General features: G+C 72.3%; 13 protein-coding genes. 5 read left to right on the top strand and 8 right to left on the bottom strand.

All coding sequences use genetic code 11. From position 1 onward, the window contains the following. Positions 1-5: 5 nt before the first annotated feature. The 4 genes from BKA14_RS02675 to BKA14_RS02660 are packed head-to-tail and all read left to right on the top strand — an operon-like array spanning position 6 to position 7,086. A complete protein-coding gene (locus tag BKA14_RS02675) occupies positions 6-2,171 on the top strand; it encodes an RICIN domain-containing protein (RefSeq protein ID WP_184949347.1) in 2,166 nt (721 codons plus the stop codon). 51 nt (positions 2,172-2,222) lie between these two features. Then, positions 2,223-3,653 carry a hypothetical protein gene (locus tag BKA14_RS02670; protein WP_184949346.1) on the top strand — a complete coding sequence of 477 codons (1,431 nt, stop codon included), beginning with the start codon at positions 2,223-2,225 and terminating at the stop codon, positions 3,651-3,653. Positions 3,654-3,682: 29 nt separating this feature from the next. Then, positions 3,683-4,462 (top strand): FAD binding domain-containing protein, encoded by a 780-nt coding sequence (locus BKA14_RS02665; protein WP_184949345.1) that lies wholly within the window; start codon positions 3,683-3,685, stop codon positions 4,460-4,462. Next, on the top strand, positions 4,459-7,086 hold the full coding sequence (locus BKA14_RS02660; RefSeq protein ID WP_184949344.1) for a molybdopterin-dependent oxidoreductase: 2,628 nt from the start codon (positions 4,459-4,461) through the stop codon (positions 7,084-7,086). The genes BKA14_RS02665 and BKA14_RS02660 overlap by 4 nt, the downstream gene beginning before the upstream one ends. Here the strand turns inward: BKA14_RS02660 and BKA14_RS02655 are convergent. From BKA14_RS02655 to BKA14_RS02640, 4 genes are read right to left on the bottom strand one after another with little or no spacing between them, the layout of a single operon-like run. After that, positions 7,031-8,995 (bottom strand): ATP-binding protein, encoded by a 1,965-nt coding sequence (locus BKA14_RS02655; protein WP_184949343.1) that lies wholly within the window; start codon positions 8,993-8,995, stop codon positions 7,031-7,033. The genes BKA14_RS02660 and BKA14_RS02655 overlap by 56 nt on opposite strands. After that, a complete protein-coding gene (locus tag BKA14_RS02650) occupies positions 8,992-10,236 on the bottom strand; it encodes a sensor histidine kinase (RefSeq protein ID WP_184949342.1) in 1,245 nt (414 codons plus the stop codon). Before BKA14_RS02650 ends, BKA14_RS02655 begins: the two co-directional genes overlap by 4 nt. A gap of 40 nt (positions 10,237-10,276) precedes the next feature. After that, positions 10,277-12,328: a transglycosylase domain-containing protein gene (locus BKA14_RS02645; RefSeq protein WP_184949341.1), complete on the bottom strand. Its 2,052-nt coding sequence runs from the start codon at positions 12,326-12,328 to the stop codon at positions 10,277-10,279. Positions 12,329-12,377: 49 nt separating this feature from the next. After that, entirely contained in the window at positions 12,378-12,761 is a 384-nt protein-coding gene (locus BKA14_RS02640) for a DnaJ family domain-containing protein (RefSeq protein WP_184949340.1), read from the bottom strand. Positions 12,762-12,838: 77 nt separating this feature from the next. Here BKA14_RS02640 and BKA14_RS02635 point away from each other — a divergent pair, with 77 nt between their 5' ends. Continuing rightward, positions 12,839-13,108: a DUF2277 domain-containing protein gene (locus tag BKA14_RS02635; RefSeq protein ID WP_184949339.1), complete on the top strand. Its 270-nt coding sequence runs from the start codon at positions 12,839-12,841 to the stop codon at positions 13,106-13,108. On the opposite strand, the gene BKA14_RS02630 is transcribed toward BKA14_RS02635, so the two are convergent. From BKA14_RS02630 to BKA14_RS02615, 4 genes are all read right to left on the bottom strand, one after another. After that, positions 13,096-13,758, bottom strand: a complete 663-nt coding sequence (locus tag BKA14_RS02630) for a GntR family transcriptional regulator (RefSeq protein WP_239092959.1) — start codon at positions 13,756-13,758, stop codon at positions 13,096-13,098. The genes BKA14_RS02635 and BKA14_RS02630 overlap by 13 nt on opposite strands. A 28-nt stretch (positions 13,759-13,786) precedes the next feature. Next, positions 13,787-14,602 carry a tryptophan synthase subunit alpha gene (trpA, locus tag BKA14_RS02625; protein WP_184949338.1) on the bottom strand — a complete coding sequence of 272 codons (816 nt, stop codon included), beginning with the start codon at positions 14,600-14,602 and terminating at the stop codon, positions 13,787-13,789. A 128-nt stretch (positions 14,603-14,730) separates the two neighbouring features. Continuing rightward, positions 14,731-15,882, bottom strand: coding sequence for a tryptophan synthase subunit beta (gene trpB / locus BKA14_RS02620; protein ID WP_203722346.1), 1,152 nt, complete (start codon positions 15,880-15,882; stop codon positions 14,731-14,733). A 79-nt stretch (positions 15,883-15,961) separates the two neighbouring features. Then, entirely contained in the window at positions 15,962-17,092 is a 1,131-nt protein-coding gene (locus BKA14_RS02615; protein WP_184949337.1) for a LolA family protein, read from the bottom strand. Positions 17,093-17,150 lie beyond the last annotated feature (58 nt).

Here is a 17,150-nt window from a genome sequence, read left to right as displayed (position 1 = left end):
ACGCCATGAAGAGAAGACTCCTGACGGCCGCGCTCGTCGGCCTCACCGCAACCGCCGTCGGCGTCGTCGGCGTGACCCAGGCGTACGCCGCGACCACCGGGTCGATCAGCAGCTCGGCCAACGGCAAGTGTCTCGACGTGACCAACGGCAGCACGGCCAACGGGAACCAGCCTCAGATGTGGGCGTGTGCCGGCGGCCCCAACCAGACGTGGACCCTCGGCGACGACGGCTCGCTGCGCGGCCTCAACAAGTGCCTCGATGTAGCCAACGGCGCCACCACCGACGGCGCCGTCGTGCACCTGTGGGACTGCTACGCCGGCCTGACCAGCCAGCAGTGGACGCTCAACGCGGCCAAGGATCTGGTCAACGTCAAGGCCGGCAAGTGCCTCGACATCAAGGACAACAACCTCGCCGACGGCGCCAAGCTGCAGCTCTGGACGTGCGGCGGCGGCGCCAACCAGAAGTGGACCATGAGCGGCGGCCCGACGACACCCCCGACCACCCCGCCGAACAATCCGAACAACCCGGACCTCGGCCCCAACGTCGCGATCTTCGACCCGTCGATGAGCGCGTCGGCGATTCAGAGCAAGCTCACCAGCACCTTCAACCAGCAGGTGACCAACCAGTTCGGAACGGCCCGCCACGCGCTGCTGTTCAAGCCGGGCACCTACAACGTCGACGTCAACGTCGGCTTCTTCACCCAGGTCGCCGGGCTCGGGCTGGTTCCCGGCCAGACCACCATCAACGGCCATGTGCACGTGGAGGCCGACTGGTGGCCCGACGGCTCGCAGAACGCCACCCAGAACTTCTGGCGATCCGCCGAGGGTCTGAGCGTCACCCCGCAGGACGGCCTGGACCGGTGGTCGGTGAGCCAGGCCGCGCCGTACCGCCGGATGCACGTACGGGGAAATCTGGCGCTCAGCGACGGCGGCTGGTCGAGCGGTGGCTTCATCGCCGACTCGAAGATCGACGGCCAGATCCAGTCGGGCAGCCAGCAGCAGTTCCTCACCCGCAACTCGCAGATGGGCAGCTGGAACGGCTCGAACTGGAACCAGGTGTTCGTCGGCTCCCCCGGCGCCCCGGCCCAGAGCTTCCCCAGCCCGCCGTTCACCACGGTCGGCTCGAGCCCGGTCATCGCCGAGAAGCCTTACCTGTACGTGGACTCGGCCGGGGCGTACCAGGTCTTCGTGCCTGCCCTGCGCAGCAACGCGAGCGGCACGACGTGGGCCGACGGCAACCCGGCGGGCACGAGCTTGCCGATCAGCACCTTCGCCGTCGTCAAGCCCGGTGACACCGCCGCCACGATCAACGCGGCCCTCGCCCAGGGCAAGAACCTGCTGGTCACTCCGGGTGTCTACAACCTCAACCAGACACTCAACGTGACCCGGGCCAACACGGTGGTCCTGGGTCTCGGCCTGGCCACCTTCGTCCCGACCGGTGGCGTCAACGCCATGAACATCGCCGACGTGGACGGCGTACGGCTGGCCGGGGTGCTTTTCGACGCGGGCACGACCAACTCGAACACGCTGCTGCAGGTGGGCCCGGCGGGTTCGGCGGCCGACCACGCCGCGAACCCGACCGTGCTCTCGGACGTGTTCGTGCGGGTCGGCGGTTCGATCGCGGGCAAGGCCACGGTCAGCGTCGAGGTCAACAGCGACGACGTGATCGGTGACCACGCCTGGATCTGGCGGGCCGACCACGGCAACGGCGGCACCGTCGGCTGGAACGTCAACAGCGGGCGCAACGGGCTGATCGTCAACGGCGACGACGTGACGTTCTACGGCCTGTTCGTCGAGCACTATCAGCAGTACCAGACGATCTGGAACGGTGAGCGCGGCCGCACGTACTTCTATCAGAACGAGATGCCGTACGACCCGCCGAACCAGGCGGCCTGGATGAACGGCTCGACGCGGGGCTGGGCCGCGTACAAGGTGGCCGACGCGGTGAACAGCCATGAGGCGTACGGCTTGGGCAGTTACTGCTTCTTCAACGTCAACCCGTCGGTGGTGGCGCAGCGGGCGTTCGAGGTGCCGGCCAAGCCGGGTGTGCGCTTCCGCGACATGGTCACGGTCTCGCTCGGCGGCACCGGCACGATCGTCAACGTCATCAACAACACGGGGCAGACGGTCAACAGCGGCCATCAGGTCACCAGCATCGTCGGCGGCCCCTGAAAAGGCCATAATTCGCCCACATCATCGAGGCCAACGCATGACGATGGAGTCATGCGTTGGCTGATGCGGGTGGACACCGCTGTGCCGGCCGCCGGCCTGGTCACGTTCCTGCTGGTCTTCGGCGTGTTCGGCGGCCCCTCGGACCCCGCCCCGGCCGCCCGCTGGGTCGGGCTGGGGGTGCTGATCGGGCCCGCGCTCATGGTCTACGCGCATCGGGGCGCCGCCGCGTGGGCCGCCGTGCTCGGCGCGGTGCTCTGGACCCCGCTCGCCAACTCCCCCGGCACTGTGCTCGTGACCTGGGGTTATGCGGCCGCCGCGATCGTGGTGTCCCGCCTCGACAAGCCGCCCGCGCCGCTGCCCGTCCCGCATCGCCGGCCCCCTCCCCCGTACGCCCTCCCGCACGTCGCCGTCCCGGCCGAGGTGGGCGGGTTCGCGCTGTTGCTCATGGCCGCGGCCGGGGTGTTCTGGGTGGCCGTCGACGACGCGGCCGTTCCGTGGCTGGCCCTCACGATCTGCGCCTTCTCGCTGGGCTGCGCGCTGCTGGCCCGGGCCGTACGGCACCAGTCCGCGCTGCGCCGCCTGTTCACGACACCGCAGCCCGTGCACGCCGTACGGGCCGTCGAGCAGGAGGGCTACGTCCATGTGCTGGTGCCCTCGGCGGACGGCCGCACCGCGCTGGAGTTCGCGTTCGACGTGGCCGAACCGGAACCGTGGCACGACGAGGACGACGTGCACACCGAGGCCGCCGTGCTCTACGGCGATCCGCGACCGGGCTCCTGGTGCGCGCTCGAGGTCGGCGAGCGGCTGCACGTGCCGGTCGGCCCGGTCGGCGAGGTCATCGAGGTGCCGTACGACGTGGTCGAGGGCCTGCCCCGCGAGATCGAGGACGACGAGGAGCAGCTGGTCGACCCGGAGTCGCTGCGCCCGGCGGACCGCGACGCCGATGCCTTCGTGCCGCGCGAGCACCGGATCAGCCCGCAGCGGGCCTGGATCGCCACCGTCGCCATCGGGCTGGGCGGCGCGCTGGGCCTGACCGAGGTCGCCCACCTGGCCGGGCTGCCCCGGAACGCGCTGATCGCCGTGGCCGCGGTGGCCGCCGGAGCCGGCTTCGAGTTCGGCTGGCGTTCGCAGCTGCGGCCGCGGCTGCGGTGGCACGCGGGCGGGATCGCGGCGATCGGCTTCCGCGAGCGCAACCGGGAGCCGTGGGCCACCGACAGCGCGATCGTGCACGACGACGAGGGCACGGTGGTGCTGACCGCGGGCGAGGCCGTCCTCAGCGTGCCGGTGCCCGCGCCCTGGCCGTCGCGTTCGCGTCAGCGCACCGCCGATCAGCTCGTGGCCGCGCTGCGCGACACCCGGATCCGGGCCCTGGCGCTCAGCCCGCTGCCCCCGCCGCCCGAGCTCGAGGTCCCGCGCCGGCCCGTGTTGCTGTTCGCGCTGTGGGCGGCCACGGTGGCGGCGACAATGCTGATCGTCAACTGACGGAAACACCACGCGCGTAACGTACGAACGTGGACCTCAACACCGTGGCCGAAGTGATCAGCCCAGCTCATGTGGGCCAGTGGCGCCCGGGTGACGCGTGGCTGGGCGGCGGCACGTCGCTGTTCGGCGAACCCCGTCCGCAGATCACCCGGCTGCTCGATCTGACCACCGCCGGCTGGCCCGCGCTGACCGTGCGCCCCGACGGGGTCGAAGTCGCCGCCACCTGCACGATCGCCGAGCTGGCGGCCAGCGGTTACGACATCGCCGAGCGGTGCTGCCACGCGTTCCTGGCCTCCTTCAAGATCTGGAACGTGGCGACGGTGGGCGGCAACCTGTGCGCCGCGCTGCCGGCCGGGCCGATGATCGCGCTCGGGGCCGCCCTCGACGGCACGGTGCTGCTGCAGGGCCCGGCGGGCGAGCGCACGGTGCCGGTGGCCGAGTTCGTCACGGGCGAGGAGAGGACCGTGCTGCGCGAGGGCGAGTTGCTGCGCTCGATGATGCTGCCGGCCTCGTCGCTGAGTGCCGTCACGGCGTACCGGCAAGGCTCTTTGCATGCCCACGGCCGCTCGGGGGTGCTCGTGATCGGGCGGCGCGACGCCGACGGCGCGACGACGCTGACCGTCACCGCGGCGACCAAACGGCCGTACGTGCTGCGGTTCTCCGAGCCGCCGCCGGCCGAGCTGGTGTCGGTGGCGCTGACCGAGCGCATCGAGGCGGACGCGTACGTCGACGACGTGCACGGGTCGCCCGCGTGGCGCCGGCACCTGACCCGGCTCTACGCCGAGCAGATCCGGGCGGAGCTGGCATGAGGATCGACGGGACCGAGCACGACCGGCCGCCCCGCCCCGGTCAGTGCCTGCGCACCTATCTGCGCGAGGAGGGGGCGTACGGGGTCAAGAAGGGATGTGACACCGGGGACTGCGGCGCCTGCACGGTGCACGTGGACGGCCGGCCCGTGCACTCCTGTGTCTATCCCGCGTTCCGGGCGGCCGGGCGCAGCGTCACCACGATCGAGGGGCTGGCCCGCGGCGGCGACCTGCACCCGGTGCAGCAGCGGTTCCTCGACGCGCAGGGGTTCCAGTGCGGGTTCTGCACCGCCGGCCTGATCATGACGACCGCGGCCCTCACCGACGACCAGCGGGCCGATCTGCCCCGGGCCCTCAAGGGCAACCTTTGCCGCTGTACGGGTTATCGTGCGATCGCCGACGCGGTGGCCGGGGTGGTCACCGTGGCCGAGCCGGTGGCGGGGCAGTCGGTCGGCGCCAATCTGGGCGCCCCGGCCGGACCGCAGGTGGTCACCGGCACCGCCCGCTACACGTTCGACCTGGACGTGCCGGACGTACGACATCTCAAGGTGCTGCGCTCGCCGCACCCGCACGCGCGGATCCTCGCCGTGCACACCGCGGGCGCGCTGGCCGTGCCGGGCGTCGAGCTGGTGCTGACCCACGCCGACGCGCCCGCCGCCCGGTTCTCCACCGCGCAGCACGAGCACGCGTCCGAGGATCCCTGGGACACCCGGGTGCTCGACGACGTGGTGCGCTTCGCCGGGCAGCGGGTGGCCGCGGTCGTCGCCACCAGCGAGGCCGCCGCCGAGGCGGGCGTGCGCGCGCTCGTCGTCGACTACGAGGTGCGGCCGGCCGTGCTCACCCCGGAGGAGGCCATGGCCGAGGGCGCTCCGCAACTGCACGCCGGAGCCGAGCGCAACATCGTGGCCGAACTGCACGCGGACCTGGGCGATCCGGAGGCCGGGTTCGCCGCGGCCGACGTGGTCTACGAGGAGACCTTCCGCACCCCGCGGGTGCAGCACGCGAGCCTGGAGACGCACGGCGCGGTCGGGTGGCTCGACGACGACGGCCGGCTCGTCGTACGCACCAGCACGCAGACGCCGTTCCTGACCCGGCGCGCCCTGGCCAAGCTGTACGACCTGCCCGAGGATCGGGTGCGGGTGGTCGCGGGCCGGGTCGGCGGCGGGTTCGGCGGCAAGCAGGAGATGCTGGTCGAGGACCTGGTGGCGCTGGCCGTGCTGCGTTTACGGAAGCCGGTGCGGCACGAGTACACGCGGGCCGAGCAGTTCACGTCGGCCACCACCCGGCATCCGTTCACGGTCACCGTCAAGGTGGGCGCGCGCGCCGACGGCACCCTCACCGCGCTTCAGCTCGGGGTGGTGGCGGACACCGGGGCGTACGGCAACCACGGACCGGCCGTGATGTTCCACGGCTGCCACGAGTCGGTTGCCGTCTACCGCTGCCCCGACATGCGCACCGACGCCCGCTGCGTCTACACGAACACGGTTCCGGCCGGGGCGTTCCGGGGGTACGGGCTGGGCCAGGTGTCGTTCGCGGTGGAGTCGGCGCTCGACGAGCTGGCCCGGCGGCTCGGCATCGACCCGATCACGCTGCGGGAACGCAACATCGTGCGCGAGGGCGACCACCTGACCGCGCCCGGCGACCACGCGGACGACCTGACCATCGCCTCGTACGGGCTGGATCAGTGCCTGGGTCACCTGCGCGAGGCCGCGGCAGGCCCGGCGGAACCGGCGCCGCCGGGGTGGCTGACCGGGGACGGCATGGCGGTCACGATGATCGCGGCCGGGCCACCGGGTGGGCACTACGCCGACGCGACCGCCACGCTGCGGCCCGACGGCCGGTTCGAGATCGCGGTCGGCACCGCGGAGTTCGGCAACGGCAGCACGACCGTGCACGCCCAGATCGCCGCGGACGCGCTGGGCACGACGGCGGACCGGATCACCGTACGGCAGTCCGACACCGACGTGGTGCGGCACGACACCGGGGCCTTCGCGTCGACCGGGGTGGTGGTGGCGGGCCAGGCGGTGCTGCACGCGGCCCGCGGCCTGCACTCGTTGCTGCGGGCCGCCTCCGGTGGCGCGGAGCTGACCGAGGGCCTGCTCCAGGAGCTGGCCGCGCGGGCCGCGGAGCCGCTGAGCGCCGGGGGGCACTGGGGCGGCAGCCCGCGATCGGTGGCGTTCAACGCGCAGTGGTTCCGCGTCGCGGTCGACCCCGACACCGGCGAGCTGCGGATCCTGCGCAGCGTGCACAGCGCCGACGCGGGCACGGTGATGAACCCGCTGCAGTGCCGCGGGCAGATCGAGGGCGGGGTGGCCCAGGCGCTCGGGGCGGCGCTGGCCGAGCACGTCGACATCGGGCCGGACGGGCAGGTCACCACGACCGGGTTCCGGCAGTATCACCTGCCCACGTTCGCCGACGTGCCGCGGACGGAGGTGTTGTTCGCCGACACCGACGACGCGATCGGGCCGCTGGGTGCGAAGTCGATGAGCGAGAGCCCGTTCAACCCGGTGGCCCCGGCGCTGGCCAACGCGGTGCGCGACGCCACCGGGGTCCGGCTGACCGAGCTGCCGTTCACCCGCGACCGGATCTGGGCGGCACTTCGGCCATCCGGGGCAGAGCCATCGTGAAAGTGCTCCCCCGGCCCAGCTCCGAGTGGGCGGTGACGGTGCCGCCGTGGTCGTTGACGATGTTGCGCACGATGGCCAGGCCCAGCCCGTTGCCCTGCACTGCCTGATCCATCGCGTTGGCCGCCCGGTGGAACGGGGTGAACAGCCCGGGCACGTCGTCGGCCGGGATGCCGATGCCGGTGTCGGTCACGGTGATCACCGCGCGGTCGCCGGCGCAGGCGAGCCGGCACTCCAGGTGCCCGCCGGGCGCGGTGAACTTGACGGCGTTGTCGAGCAGGTTGCGCACGGCCCGTTCCAGCTGCACCGAGTCGCCGCGCACCCAGGCCGGCTCGGTGCTCAGCTCGCACTCGAGGTCCTTGGCCCGGACGGCGGTGCCCAGCGTGCCGTGCACCTCGCCGACCAGGCGGGCCAGGTCGACCGGCCCGGCTTCGGCGTCGCCGATCCGCTCGTTGGAGCGGTCGAGCAGCAGCAGGTCGGCCACCGTGGCCTCGAGCCGGTGCGCGTTGCGCAGGATCGCCTCGACCCCGCGCTTCTGCACCAGCGACAGGCCGAGCGCATGCTCCTCGTCCTCCACGAGCATCTCGCTGTAACCCAGGATGCTGGTCAGCGGCGTCCGCAGCTCGTGGGTGACGGTGGCCACGAAGACGTCCTTCTGCTCGTCGAGCACCCGCAACTCGTTGATCAGGCGGGCCTGCCGCAGCCGCAGCCGTTCCTGGTGGGCGGCGTGGTCGATCTCGCGGGCGAGCCCGATCAGCAGCCGCCGCTCCTCCTCCGACCAGGCCGGCCGGGCCGGGCGGACCAGGCAGATCAGCCCGGGCGGGCAGCCCGCGTCGCCGCTGAGCGGGATGACCAGCCCGCCGGGCAGCCCCGCGGGCCGCAGCGAGCCGCCGGGCGCGCACGATCGGACCTGCTCGGCGATCGACGGGTCGAGCGGCTCGGCGTCCCGCGGCCACGTGGTCTCGATCGGGACGCCGGCCTGAATGGTGATCCGGCTGTGCACCGCCTCGGCGCCGAGGGTGGTGCCGATCATCTCGGCGATCCGCTCCGCCATGTCCAGCGGATCGCCGTCCTCCTGCAGCTGCACGGTGACGGCCTGGCGCAGCTCGCTGCGGGCCACCCGGGCCTGCTCGGCACTGATCAGCTGCTCGGTGCGGGCGGCCAGGTCGTTGAGGGTGCCGGCGACGGCGCGCAGCTCGCCCGGCCCGGCCGGAGTGACCCGGGCGGACAGGTCGCCGTCGGCCAGCCGGCGCAGGGTGAGCCGGATGTGCTCGAGCGGGACGAGCAGGTGCCGCTGGTGCAGCAGCGCGAGCCCGAACCCGGCCGCCACGACCAGCGCGGCCAGGCCGGCGAAGAGCAGGGTGGAGTACGTGGCGGCGGCGCGTTCACGGTCGCCGACGCGGCGCTCGAAGTTCTCGACCGCGGCGAAGAGGTCGGCGTTGGCCGTGCGGAGCCGGTCGAACAGGTCCTTGCCGCGGGCCGCCCGCTCGGCGTCGGTGTCGGCCACCCCGGCGTTGACGATCGGGATGGCGTAGCCGAAGAGCCAGCCCTCGGCGGACTCGCGCTCGACCGCCAGCAACCGCGCGGTCTCGGCGTCGAGCGGGTCCTCGGCCAGCCGCTGCATCGCGCTGAAGGCGCCGGCCCGCCCGCTGGTGTAGGGCGCAAGATACGCCGTGTCGCCGGTCAGCTGGAAACCGCGGACACCGGTCTCGGCGTCGGTCATGTACTGCAGCACCGCGCGATTGGTGTCGCGGAACACGTCGATCCGGGCCGCGTGCGCCTCGTGCTGTTCGCGTTCCCGTTCGCTCACCACGAAATGCGCGACGATCAGGGCGAGGAAAAGCGTGAGCAGGACGGCGAACCCGCCGGCCACCCGGTACTTCAGCCTCGTGACCGCGAACCGTTCGATCATGACACCGGCACCGGATGCCGCATCGGCAGCGTGAAGACCACTGTGGTGCCGCCGCCCGGCGTCTCGGCGGCGACGATGTGCCCGCCGTGCCGCTCGACGATCCGGTGACAGGTCGACAGCCCCACGCCGTGGCCCTGGCCGGACGCCGGGTCGACCTGAGTGAACATCTCGAAGACGCGCTCGCGCTGGGCCTTGGGGATGCCCACCCCGTTGTCGGCCACCGAGATCCGCCACTGCTCGCCGTCGCGGCGCGCCCCGACCTCGACGCGGCAAGGCCGGTCCTTGCGGCGGTACTTGAGCGCGTTGCCCAGCAGGTTCTGCAGCAGCTGGCGGATCAGGGTGGGGTCGGCCTCGATCACCGGCAGGTCCGCCGGCACCGTCACGGTCGCGTCCGAGATGGTGCCGCGCAGGTCGTTGAGGGCCTGGTCGGCCAGCTCGCCCAGTTTGACCGGCTCGGGGCGGCAGGGCGCCTGCCCGGCCCGGGCATAAGTGAGCAGCGAGGTGATCAGGCGCTGCATCCGGCCCACAGCCCGGGTCGAGGCAGCGACCCAGCGGGCCGACTCCGGATCGTCGCGGGCGACGCGCTCCTCGATCAGCTCCAGGTAGCCGTTGACGACCGTCAGCGGGGCGGCCAGATCGTGGCTGACCACACCGGCGAACTGCTCCAGCTCATGGTTGGAGCGCCGCAGCTCGGCGATCGCGACCTCGAGCTGATCGTGCTGCTCGCGCACCTCGGCGGCCAGGGCCTCGTTGGCGCGGGCCTGCCGGCGACGCTCGAACAGGGCCAGGATCACCTGGGCCAGATCCTTGAGGCGGTCGATCTGCCCGGCGGTCAGCTCGTGGCGCTCGGTGTGGAAGACGCAGAGCGAGCCCAGCGCGTAGCCCTGCGGGGTGACCAGCGGCGCCGAGAAGTAGAACCGGACGTGACCGAGCATGCCGGTGACCCAGGGGTTGAACGCGTACGCCGCGTCGAGGCCGGCGTCGGGCAGATACGTGACGTCGCCCGACTCGAACCGCACCGCGCACATCGAGTCCGAACGGGCGGAGTCGGCGCCCTCGAACCCGTGCGTGGTGAGCTGGCACTGCCGGTTCTCGTCGATCAGGTTGAGCGTCGCGTTGGGCACACCGGCCACCAGCGCCGCCACCCGTACCACTGCCTCCAGTTCGTCACCCGCGGGCGTGTCGAGCAGCTCGTACTCGTGCAGAGCGGCCAGGCGTCGCTGCTCGTGGGCGGCGGTCACAGGGTTAATGTCGGCAGCAAACCCCCCGATACTGAGTAAATCACCCGCCGTACGCCGATCGGCCGCTCGGCGGTGTGAACGTCGCGGACCCGGCGTTGCCGGCCGCTACCCGCAGTGTCCGGGCCACCGCCGCCACCACGCGCGCCTCGACCGCGCTGCCGACCCGGTCGGACGGGTCGGCCGGGTCGTTGGCGATGCCCGCGGCGGCCACCGCCGGGGTGAAACCGACGAAGGTCTCGGTGCGGTTGTCCTCGGTGCTGCCGGTCTTGCCGGCCAGGTCACCGCGCCCGAAGATGTCGCCGGCGGCGGTCGCGGTGCCGCCGTCGCACTGACCGAACGCGCTCTGCTGACCCACCGGGCAGCGGGCGGCGTCGGTGGCCGCGCGGGCGATGCCGGGATCGAGCACCCGGGTGCACGTGCTGGGCAGGGTCACCGCGGCGCCGTCGGGGCCGGTGATCGACCCGACCGGGCGCGGCGCGCAGTATTCGCCGTCGGCCGCCAGGGTCGCGTACGCCGAGGCCAACTCGAGCGGCGTGGTGTCGACGACCCCGAGGGTGAACGAGCCCCACGAGTCCGCGCCCTCGGCGGCCAGTTCCGCGTCGGCCGGGGCGCTGAAGCTGATGCCGAGCCGCTTGGCCATCGCGACCGCGGCGGCCGGGCCGACCTGCTCCTCCAGGTGCACGAAATACGTGTTGACCGAGCGGCCGAACGCCGTCCACATCGTCCGGTAGCCGTCCATCCAGGCCGGGTTGGCGTTGCCGGGGCAGTACCTGCCGTCGCAGCTACCCGGTCCGGCGTCGGGCCATGGCGTGACCAGCTTCGACGGCGAGTCGTAGCCGGTGTTCAGCGGCATCCCGGCTTCGAGCGCGGCCAGCATCGTGAACAGCTTGAAGGTCGAGCCGGACGGATACCCGTGGACGCTGCCACCCCCGCTGATCAGCGGGTTCACCGTCCGGGTGAGCGACGGGCCGGTGCCGTACTCCCGGTTGACGGCCAGCGCGAGCACCTTGCCCGTGCCGGGCTGCACGACCGCGATCGGCAGGGTCTTCCGGCTGTCGAGGGCGTACACCTTCCGCGACTGCTCGGCCGCGGCCCTCTGCACCCCGGCGTCGAGCGTGGTGACGATCGTGTAGCCGCCGCGCCGCAACGCGTTCTCCCGCTGCGCCTTCGTGGCGCCGAACGAGGCCTGGGTGTCCCACCAGCGCTCGAAGTAGTCGCAGAAGAACCCCGAGCCGCCGGCGGCCTCGACGCAGCCGTTGGGTTGAGCCTGCCCCGAGAACGTCAGTTTCTCCCGTACGGCCGCGTCGTGCTGGGCCTGCGTGATCAGGCCGGCCTTGCGCATGGCGCCGAGCACGTACGCCTGGCGCTCCTTGGCCTTGGCCCGGTCGCCGCCGATCGGGTTGTCGGCGTCGGGCGACTGCACGATCCCGGCGATCAAGGCGGACTGCGCGAGGTCGAGCCGGGCCGGGGCGACCCCGAAGATGTGGCGGGCCGCGGCCTCGATCCCGTACGAACCGTCGCCGAAGTACACGATGTTCAGGTAGTTGCGCAGGATCTGCTGCTTGCTCAGGCGCGACTCGAGCGCGACCGCGTACTGGATCTCGCGCAGCTTGCGGCCCGCCGAGTCCTCGGTGGCCGCGGCGCGCTCGGCCGCCGTCAGCGTCGGATCCTTCTTGAGCACGTTGCGCACCAGCTGCATGGTAAGCGTGGACGCGCCCTGCTCGGCGGCGCCGCGACGCGCGTCCGAGACGAACGCGCGGGCCAGGCCTTTGAGGTCGACCCCGCCGTGCTCGTAGAACCGGGTGTCCTCGGCGGCGACGATCGCGTTGCGCATCACCGGGGCGATCCGGTCCAGCGCGACGTCCTGCCGGTCCTCGTCGTAGAACGTGGTGATCAGCGTCTTCCCGTCGTTCGCGTAGACGCGGGTCAGCTGGGCCGTGGGCGGGTCGAGCAGCTGCGCCGGTAACTCCGCGCGCTGCCGGGCCTCCCAGCGGGCGCCGGCCGCAAGCACGGCGCCGACCGGGATCGCGGTCACGCCGGCCAGCACTGCCACCAGCACCAGCACGCCGGCCATGTTTCTCCTGGCACTCATCCGTCCAGCGGTAACACCGCCGGCTGGGAAGCAGCTGGGTCCCGCGGCCTCAGCGCCGGGCCCGCCAGCCCTCGACCACCTTCTCGACGTTGAGCTTGCGCAGAATGACCGGCGGACCGTCCATGCGCCCGACCGTGGCCTGGTGGATCCGCTCGTTGAGGTCGTCGACGTAGTCGCGCACCTCACGCTCGCCGCGCAGCCGGTCGACCTTGGCCTCCAGATCCTCGGTCTCGCGGCGCAGGGCCAGTGTGGGCGGGATCATCCCGGCCGTCGCGCCCTCACGCTCCAGCCAGTCCTTGACCCACCAGTCGTCCTCGTACTCCTCGCCGTGACCGCGCAGCGGCTTGCCCAGGCCGGGCAGGTTGTCGAACTCGCCGCGCTCGGTCGCCTCACGCAGCTGCCGATCGATGGAGGACTCGTACCAGTGCGCCATGCACCAATCGTATTTCGTCGTACGGGTGGCGTAGCTTGACGGAGGTTGCCCGTTCCTCGTCGTCCGGAGGTCCTGCCGTGTGCCGCAACATCCACCAGCTGCACAATTTCGAGCCGCCCGCCACGGGTGACGAGATCCACGCGGCCGCCCTGCAATACGTGCGCAAGGTGGCCGGCAGCACGAAGCCGTCGCAGGCCAACCAGGCCGCGTTCGACCGCGCGGTGGCCGCCGTGGCCGCCGCCACCGCCGAGCTGCTGGCCGAACTGGTCACCACCGCCCCGCCCAAGAACCGCGAGGTGGAGGCGATCAAGGCCCGAGCCCGCGCCGAGAAGCGCTACGCGAGCTGAGCCCAGCTCACCGTGAGGCCGGTGATCGCGCGCTCGGTGCGGATCTCCATCATCGTGCCCAGGATCGTGGCCCGGTCGGCCACCAGGGCGCGGTCGTCCAGGCCGTAGGTGATGCGCTCGGAGAGGAACGCCGCGGTGCCCGCGGGCTGCCGCAGCAGCGCGGCCGTGGCCTGGTCGAGGGCGCCCGGGCGGACGGCCTCGCTGGCCCGTTGCACGACCACGCCCCGCTCGGCCAGCGCCTGATAGAGCGAGGTGGCGCTGAGGTCGGCCTCGGCCAGCGCGGAACCGCGGATCCACGACACCTGGTGCACGGCGGGGCGTCCGGCCAGCAGCCGCAGCCGTTCGAGGCGGACGGCGGGCGGCCTCTCCCCCAGGTGCGCGGCCGCCCAGGCCGGTGGGGCGCCCACCGCCTGCCCGAGGATCTGCGTGGTGACCAGGTGGCCCTGGGCGCGCAGATCCTCGGCGAAACCGCGCAGCGAGTCGAGGCGGTAGGCGGCGCGCGGCTCGGCGACGAAGGTGCCCCGGCCCGGCTGCTGGGAGAGCAGCCCGTCGGCCTCCAGTTGTTGCAAAGCTTGCCGCAGCGTGGCCAGGGTGACGCCGTAGTGGCCGCTCAGCTCCTTCTGCGGGGGCAGGGCCGAGCCGGGCGGCAGTTCCCCGCCGCGGATCTTGGCGCCCAGGTCAGCCGCGATGACCTGATATTTGGGCGTGCGAGGCGTGGTCAGCGGTGGCCTCCTGGTCGGCGCGGTCGAGGGCGGCGCGCACCGCCGTGACCTCGGCTTCCAGGTCGGCCGGCGTGGCCCCGTCGAGAACCCTACGCATCAGGGCCGAGCCGATCACGACACCGTCCCCGGCGCGTCCCGCCTCCACGGCCTGCTCGGGCCCGGACACCCCGAAGCCGACCAGCACCGGCAGCGCCTCCTCCGGTGCCACCAGGGCCGCCTGGGCCGCCTTGATCCGGGCCGCCAGGGTGGCCGCGGTGGAAGCCAGCGCGTCGCGTTCGCCGGTGGTGCCCATCCGGCTCACCGCGTAGACATAGCCGCGGCTGCGGGCCACGATCTCGGCCAGCCGCTCGTCACTGGTCACCGGGGCCACCAGCAGGGTGAGTTCGATCCCGGCCGCCTCGGCCGCGCGGGCGACCTCGGCGGCTTCGTCGAGCGGCAGGTCGGGCACGATCAGCCCGCGGAACCCGGCCTCGGCCAGCCGGCGGCAGAACTGCTCGGCGCCGGGCCGGAAGACCAGGTTCGCGTACGTGAAAGCGATCAGCGGAACCCGTACGGGAGCGCCTTTGATCTCGGCCAGGATCGCGTCGATCGTGACACCACGCGCGAGCGCCCGGTCGGAGGCCTGCTGGATGGTGGCGCCGTCGAGCATCGGATCGGAGAACGGCAGCCCGATCTCCACCGCGTCCGCCCCGGCCGCCTGCATCGCGAGCAGGTAGTCGATCCAGTTCTCGGTCACACCCGCGGTCAAGTAGGGAACCAGCAGCTTCGTCATGCTGTGTATCAGGGCATGCCCTCCTGGCCCTACGGACGCTTCGCTGACTCCGGTGCAGTCGTTCATGCTGGGCATCGGGGCATGCCCTCCTGGCCCTACGGACGCTTCGCTGACTCCGGTGCGCTCAGTCATGCCACGGCTCCCAGCGTTGCCATGTCTTTGTCGCCGCGGCCCGAGAGAGTAAGAAGCACCCGCGACCCCGTGGGCAGCAGCGGGCCGCCCGCCTCGCGCAGCACCCACGCCACCGCGTGCGCCGATTCGAGGGCGCAGATGATGCCCTCGGCGCGGGCCAGCCGCCGTACGGCCGCCACCACCTCGTCGTCCTTGACCGAGTGGTATTCCGCTCGCCCGGTCGCGCCGAGATGCGCGTGCTCGGGTCCGATGCCGGGGTAGTCGAGGCCCGCGGCGATCGACTCGGCCTCGGCGACCTGGCCGTCCGCGTCCTGCAGCACCATCGAACGGGCGCCGTGCACCACCCCGGCCCGGCCCGAGGACATCGCCGCACCGCCCGCCGCCTCCACGCCGACCAGCCGGGCCGCGGTGTCCACGAAACCGGCGAACGTCCCGGCCGCGTTGGAGCCGCCGCCGACGCACGCCACCACGACGTCGGGCACGTACGGGCTCTGGCTTCTCGCCTCGTCGCCGATGACGCGCTGCAGTTCCCGCACCATCCACGGGTACGGGTGGGGGCCGCCCACCGAGCCGAGCAGGAAGTGCGCGTCGTCCACATCGGCGACCCACGCGCGCATCGCCTCGTTGGTGGCGTCCTTCAACGTACGGCTGCCCGTCGTGACCGGAACCACCGTGGCGCCCAGCGTGCTCATCCGCAGGACGTTGAGCTGCTGACGCTCGATGTCCCGCTCGCCCATGAAGATCGTGGCCTCGAGCCCGAGCAGGGCGGCGGCGGTGGCCGCGGCGACCCCGTGCTGCCCGGCGCCGGTCTCGGCCAGGATCCGGCGTTTGCCCATCCGGCGGGCCAGCAGCGTCTGCCCGAGCACGTTGTTGATTTTGTGGGAGCCGGTGTGTGCCAGGTCTTCCCGCTTGAGCAGCAGCTCGACGCCGAGGGCGGCGGAGAGGTTGCGGGCCGGGGTGAGCGGCGTCGGACGGCCGGCGTAGACGGCAAGCAGGTCGTTCAGCTCGGCCCGGAACGCGGGGTCGGCCCACGCGCCGGAGAAGGCCGCGGCCAGCGCGTCGCAGGCCGGGACGAGCGATTCGGGGACGAACCGGCCGCCGAAGCCGCCGAAGCGACCGGCGGCCGGTTCCGTCATCAGGGTGGGCATCGCGCCTCCAAAGTTCTAGAACTCTCCTCGGCAGTGTTGCACAGATGCCGGGGAGAGTTCTAGAACTATTGGAGACCGGTTACTTCTTGGCGGCCGCCTCGTACAGCGTCTCCGGGGCGACGGCGCCCGCGAAGACCCGGCCGTCGTCGGTCAGCAGCACGCTGAACAGCGAGCCGGCGAAGATCCGGCCCTTGCCCCACGAGCCGCTCGCCTCCGGCAGCGCGCCGAGCAGACCCTCGACCTGTGCCGGCTTCTCACCGTCGGCGGCGTCGGTCTTCGGCAGCGTGGCCGTCACCACTGACGCCCAGCCCTCGCCGATCACCTTCACACCCTCGCCCTTGGCCTTTTCGACCTCGGCGGGCGTGTGCTTCTGCGCCGACTTCTCGATGTCCTTCTCGATCTGGCCGGAGTTCGCCTCGGTCACCTTGGTGCCCGGCGGCGGGTTGAACACGAACTGCTGTGCGTCGGGCGTGTCAAAGCTGATCTGCTGGAACGCCACCCGGAAGGCCGGGCTGGTGGCGTTCTTCGCGTACACGTCGACACGCAGCGGGATGTGCTTCTCGGCGTCGACGGCCAGGCGCACCTGACCGATCAGCGACTGCTGCGCCTTGGGGCTGAGCACCAGCTCGTACGCGTCGCGGTCGGCCACCTTGGCCGCGCCGGTCGTCGTCACCGCGGTGGTGTCGTCGATCGCCGCCAGCGCCGCGTCCGCGGCCTCCTGCGGCGAGGACGGGATGCCGGACGGCAGGGCTTCCGGCTTCTTGCGCTCCGCGCCCGCCGGCACCTTGAGGTGCGTGGCCGCGCTCTCCTGCGACTGCCAGAACCACACATCCGGGCCGTTGCGGATGACGTCGGTCTCGCCCTGGGTGCCCAGCAGCGCGATCCGGGCCTTGTCCTCACCGGCGTACCAGACCCGTGCGGTGTTGCTGCCGGCGACGAGGCTGGCCAGGCCCAGCTGGCTCGACGCGTCGTCGGTGAGCCCGGCGATCTGGGGCAGCCCCAGATCGGAGCTCTGCACGATGGTGCCGCTGAGCCCGTCGACCTTGGCGTTCTGCAGGTCGACGAGGAGTTGCGCGGCGCTGCGCTCGGGCAGCGCGGGGTCGGCGCTGGCGATGATCGTCCCCGCCGCCGCGCCGCCGCCGATGACGACGACGGCTGCGGCCGACGGCACGAGCCACCGAAGTGCCGACCTTGACCTGAACACGGACACGATGTCCACCTCCCGTTGATCTGTCACCAGAGTGCGTCATCACCCCTGTGACCGGGCT

This window comes from Paractinoplanes abujensis, from assembly GCF_014204895.1.
Lineage (GTDB): Bacteria > Actinomycetota > Actinomycetes > Mycobacteriales > Micromonosporaceae > Actinoplanes > Actinoplanes abujensis.
The sequence above is the reverse complement of the archived record's forward strand: the minus strand, read 5'-3'. Positions and strand labels throughout refer to the sequence as shown.

Excerpts from the sequence above, each read along its gene's own strand:
- BKA14_RS02670 (WP_184949346.1), top strand. The coding sequence starts at position 2,223 with ATGCGTTGGCTGATGCGGGTGGACACCGCTGTGCCGGCCGCCGGCCTG.
- BKA14_RS02655 (WP_184949343.1), bottom strand. The coding sequence starts at position 8,995 with ATGATCGAACGGTTCGCGGTCACGAGGCTGAAGTACCGGGTGGCCGGC.
- trpB (WP_203722346.1), bottom strand. The coding sequence starts at position 15,882 with ATGCCCACCCTGATGACGGAACCGGCCGCCGGTCGCTTCGGCGGCTTC.
- BKA14_RS02645 (WP_184949341.1), bottom strand. The coding sequence starts at position 12,328 with ATGAGTGCCAGGAGAAACATGGCCGGCGTGCTGGTGCTGGTGGCAGTG.
- BKA14_RS02675 (WP_184949347.1), top strand. The coding sequence starts at position 6 with ATGAAGAGAAGACTCCTGACGGCCGCGCTCGTCGGCCTCACCGCAACC.
- BKA14_RS02660 (WP_184949344.1), top strand. The coding sequence starts at position 4,459 with ATGAGGATCGACGGGACCGAGCACGACCGGCCGCCCCGCCCCGGTCAG.
- BKA14_RS02640 (WP_184949340.1), bottom strand. The coding sequence starts at position 12,761 with ATGGCGCACTGGTACGAGTCCTCCATCGATCGGCAGCTGCGTGAGGCG.
- trpA (WP_184949338.1), bottom strand. The coding sequence starts at position 14,602 with ATGACGAAGCTGCTGGTTCCCTACTTGACCGCGGGTGTGACCGAGAAC.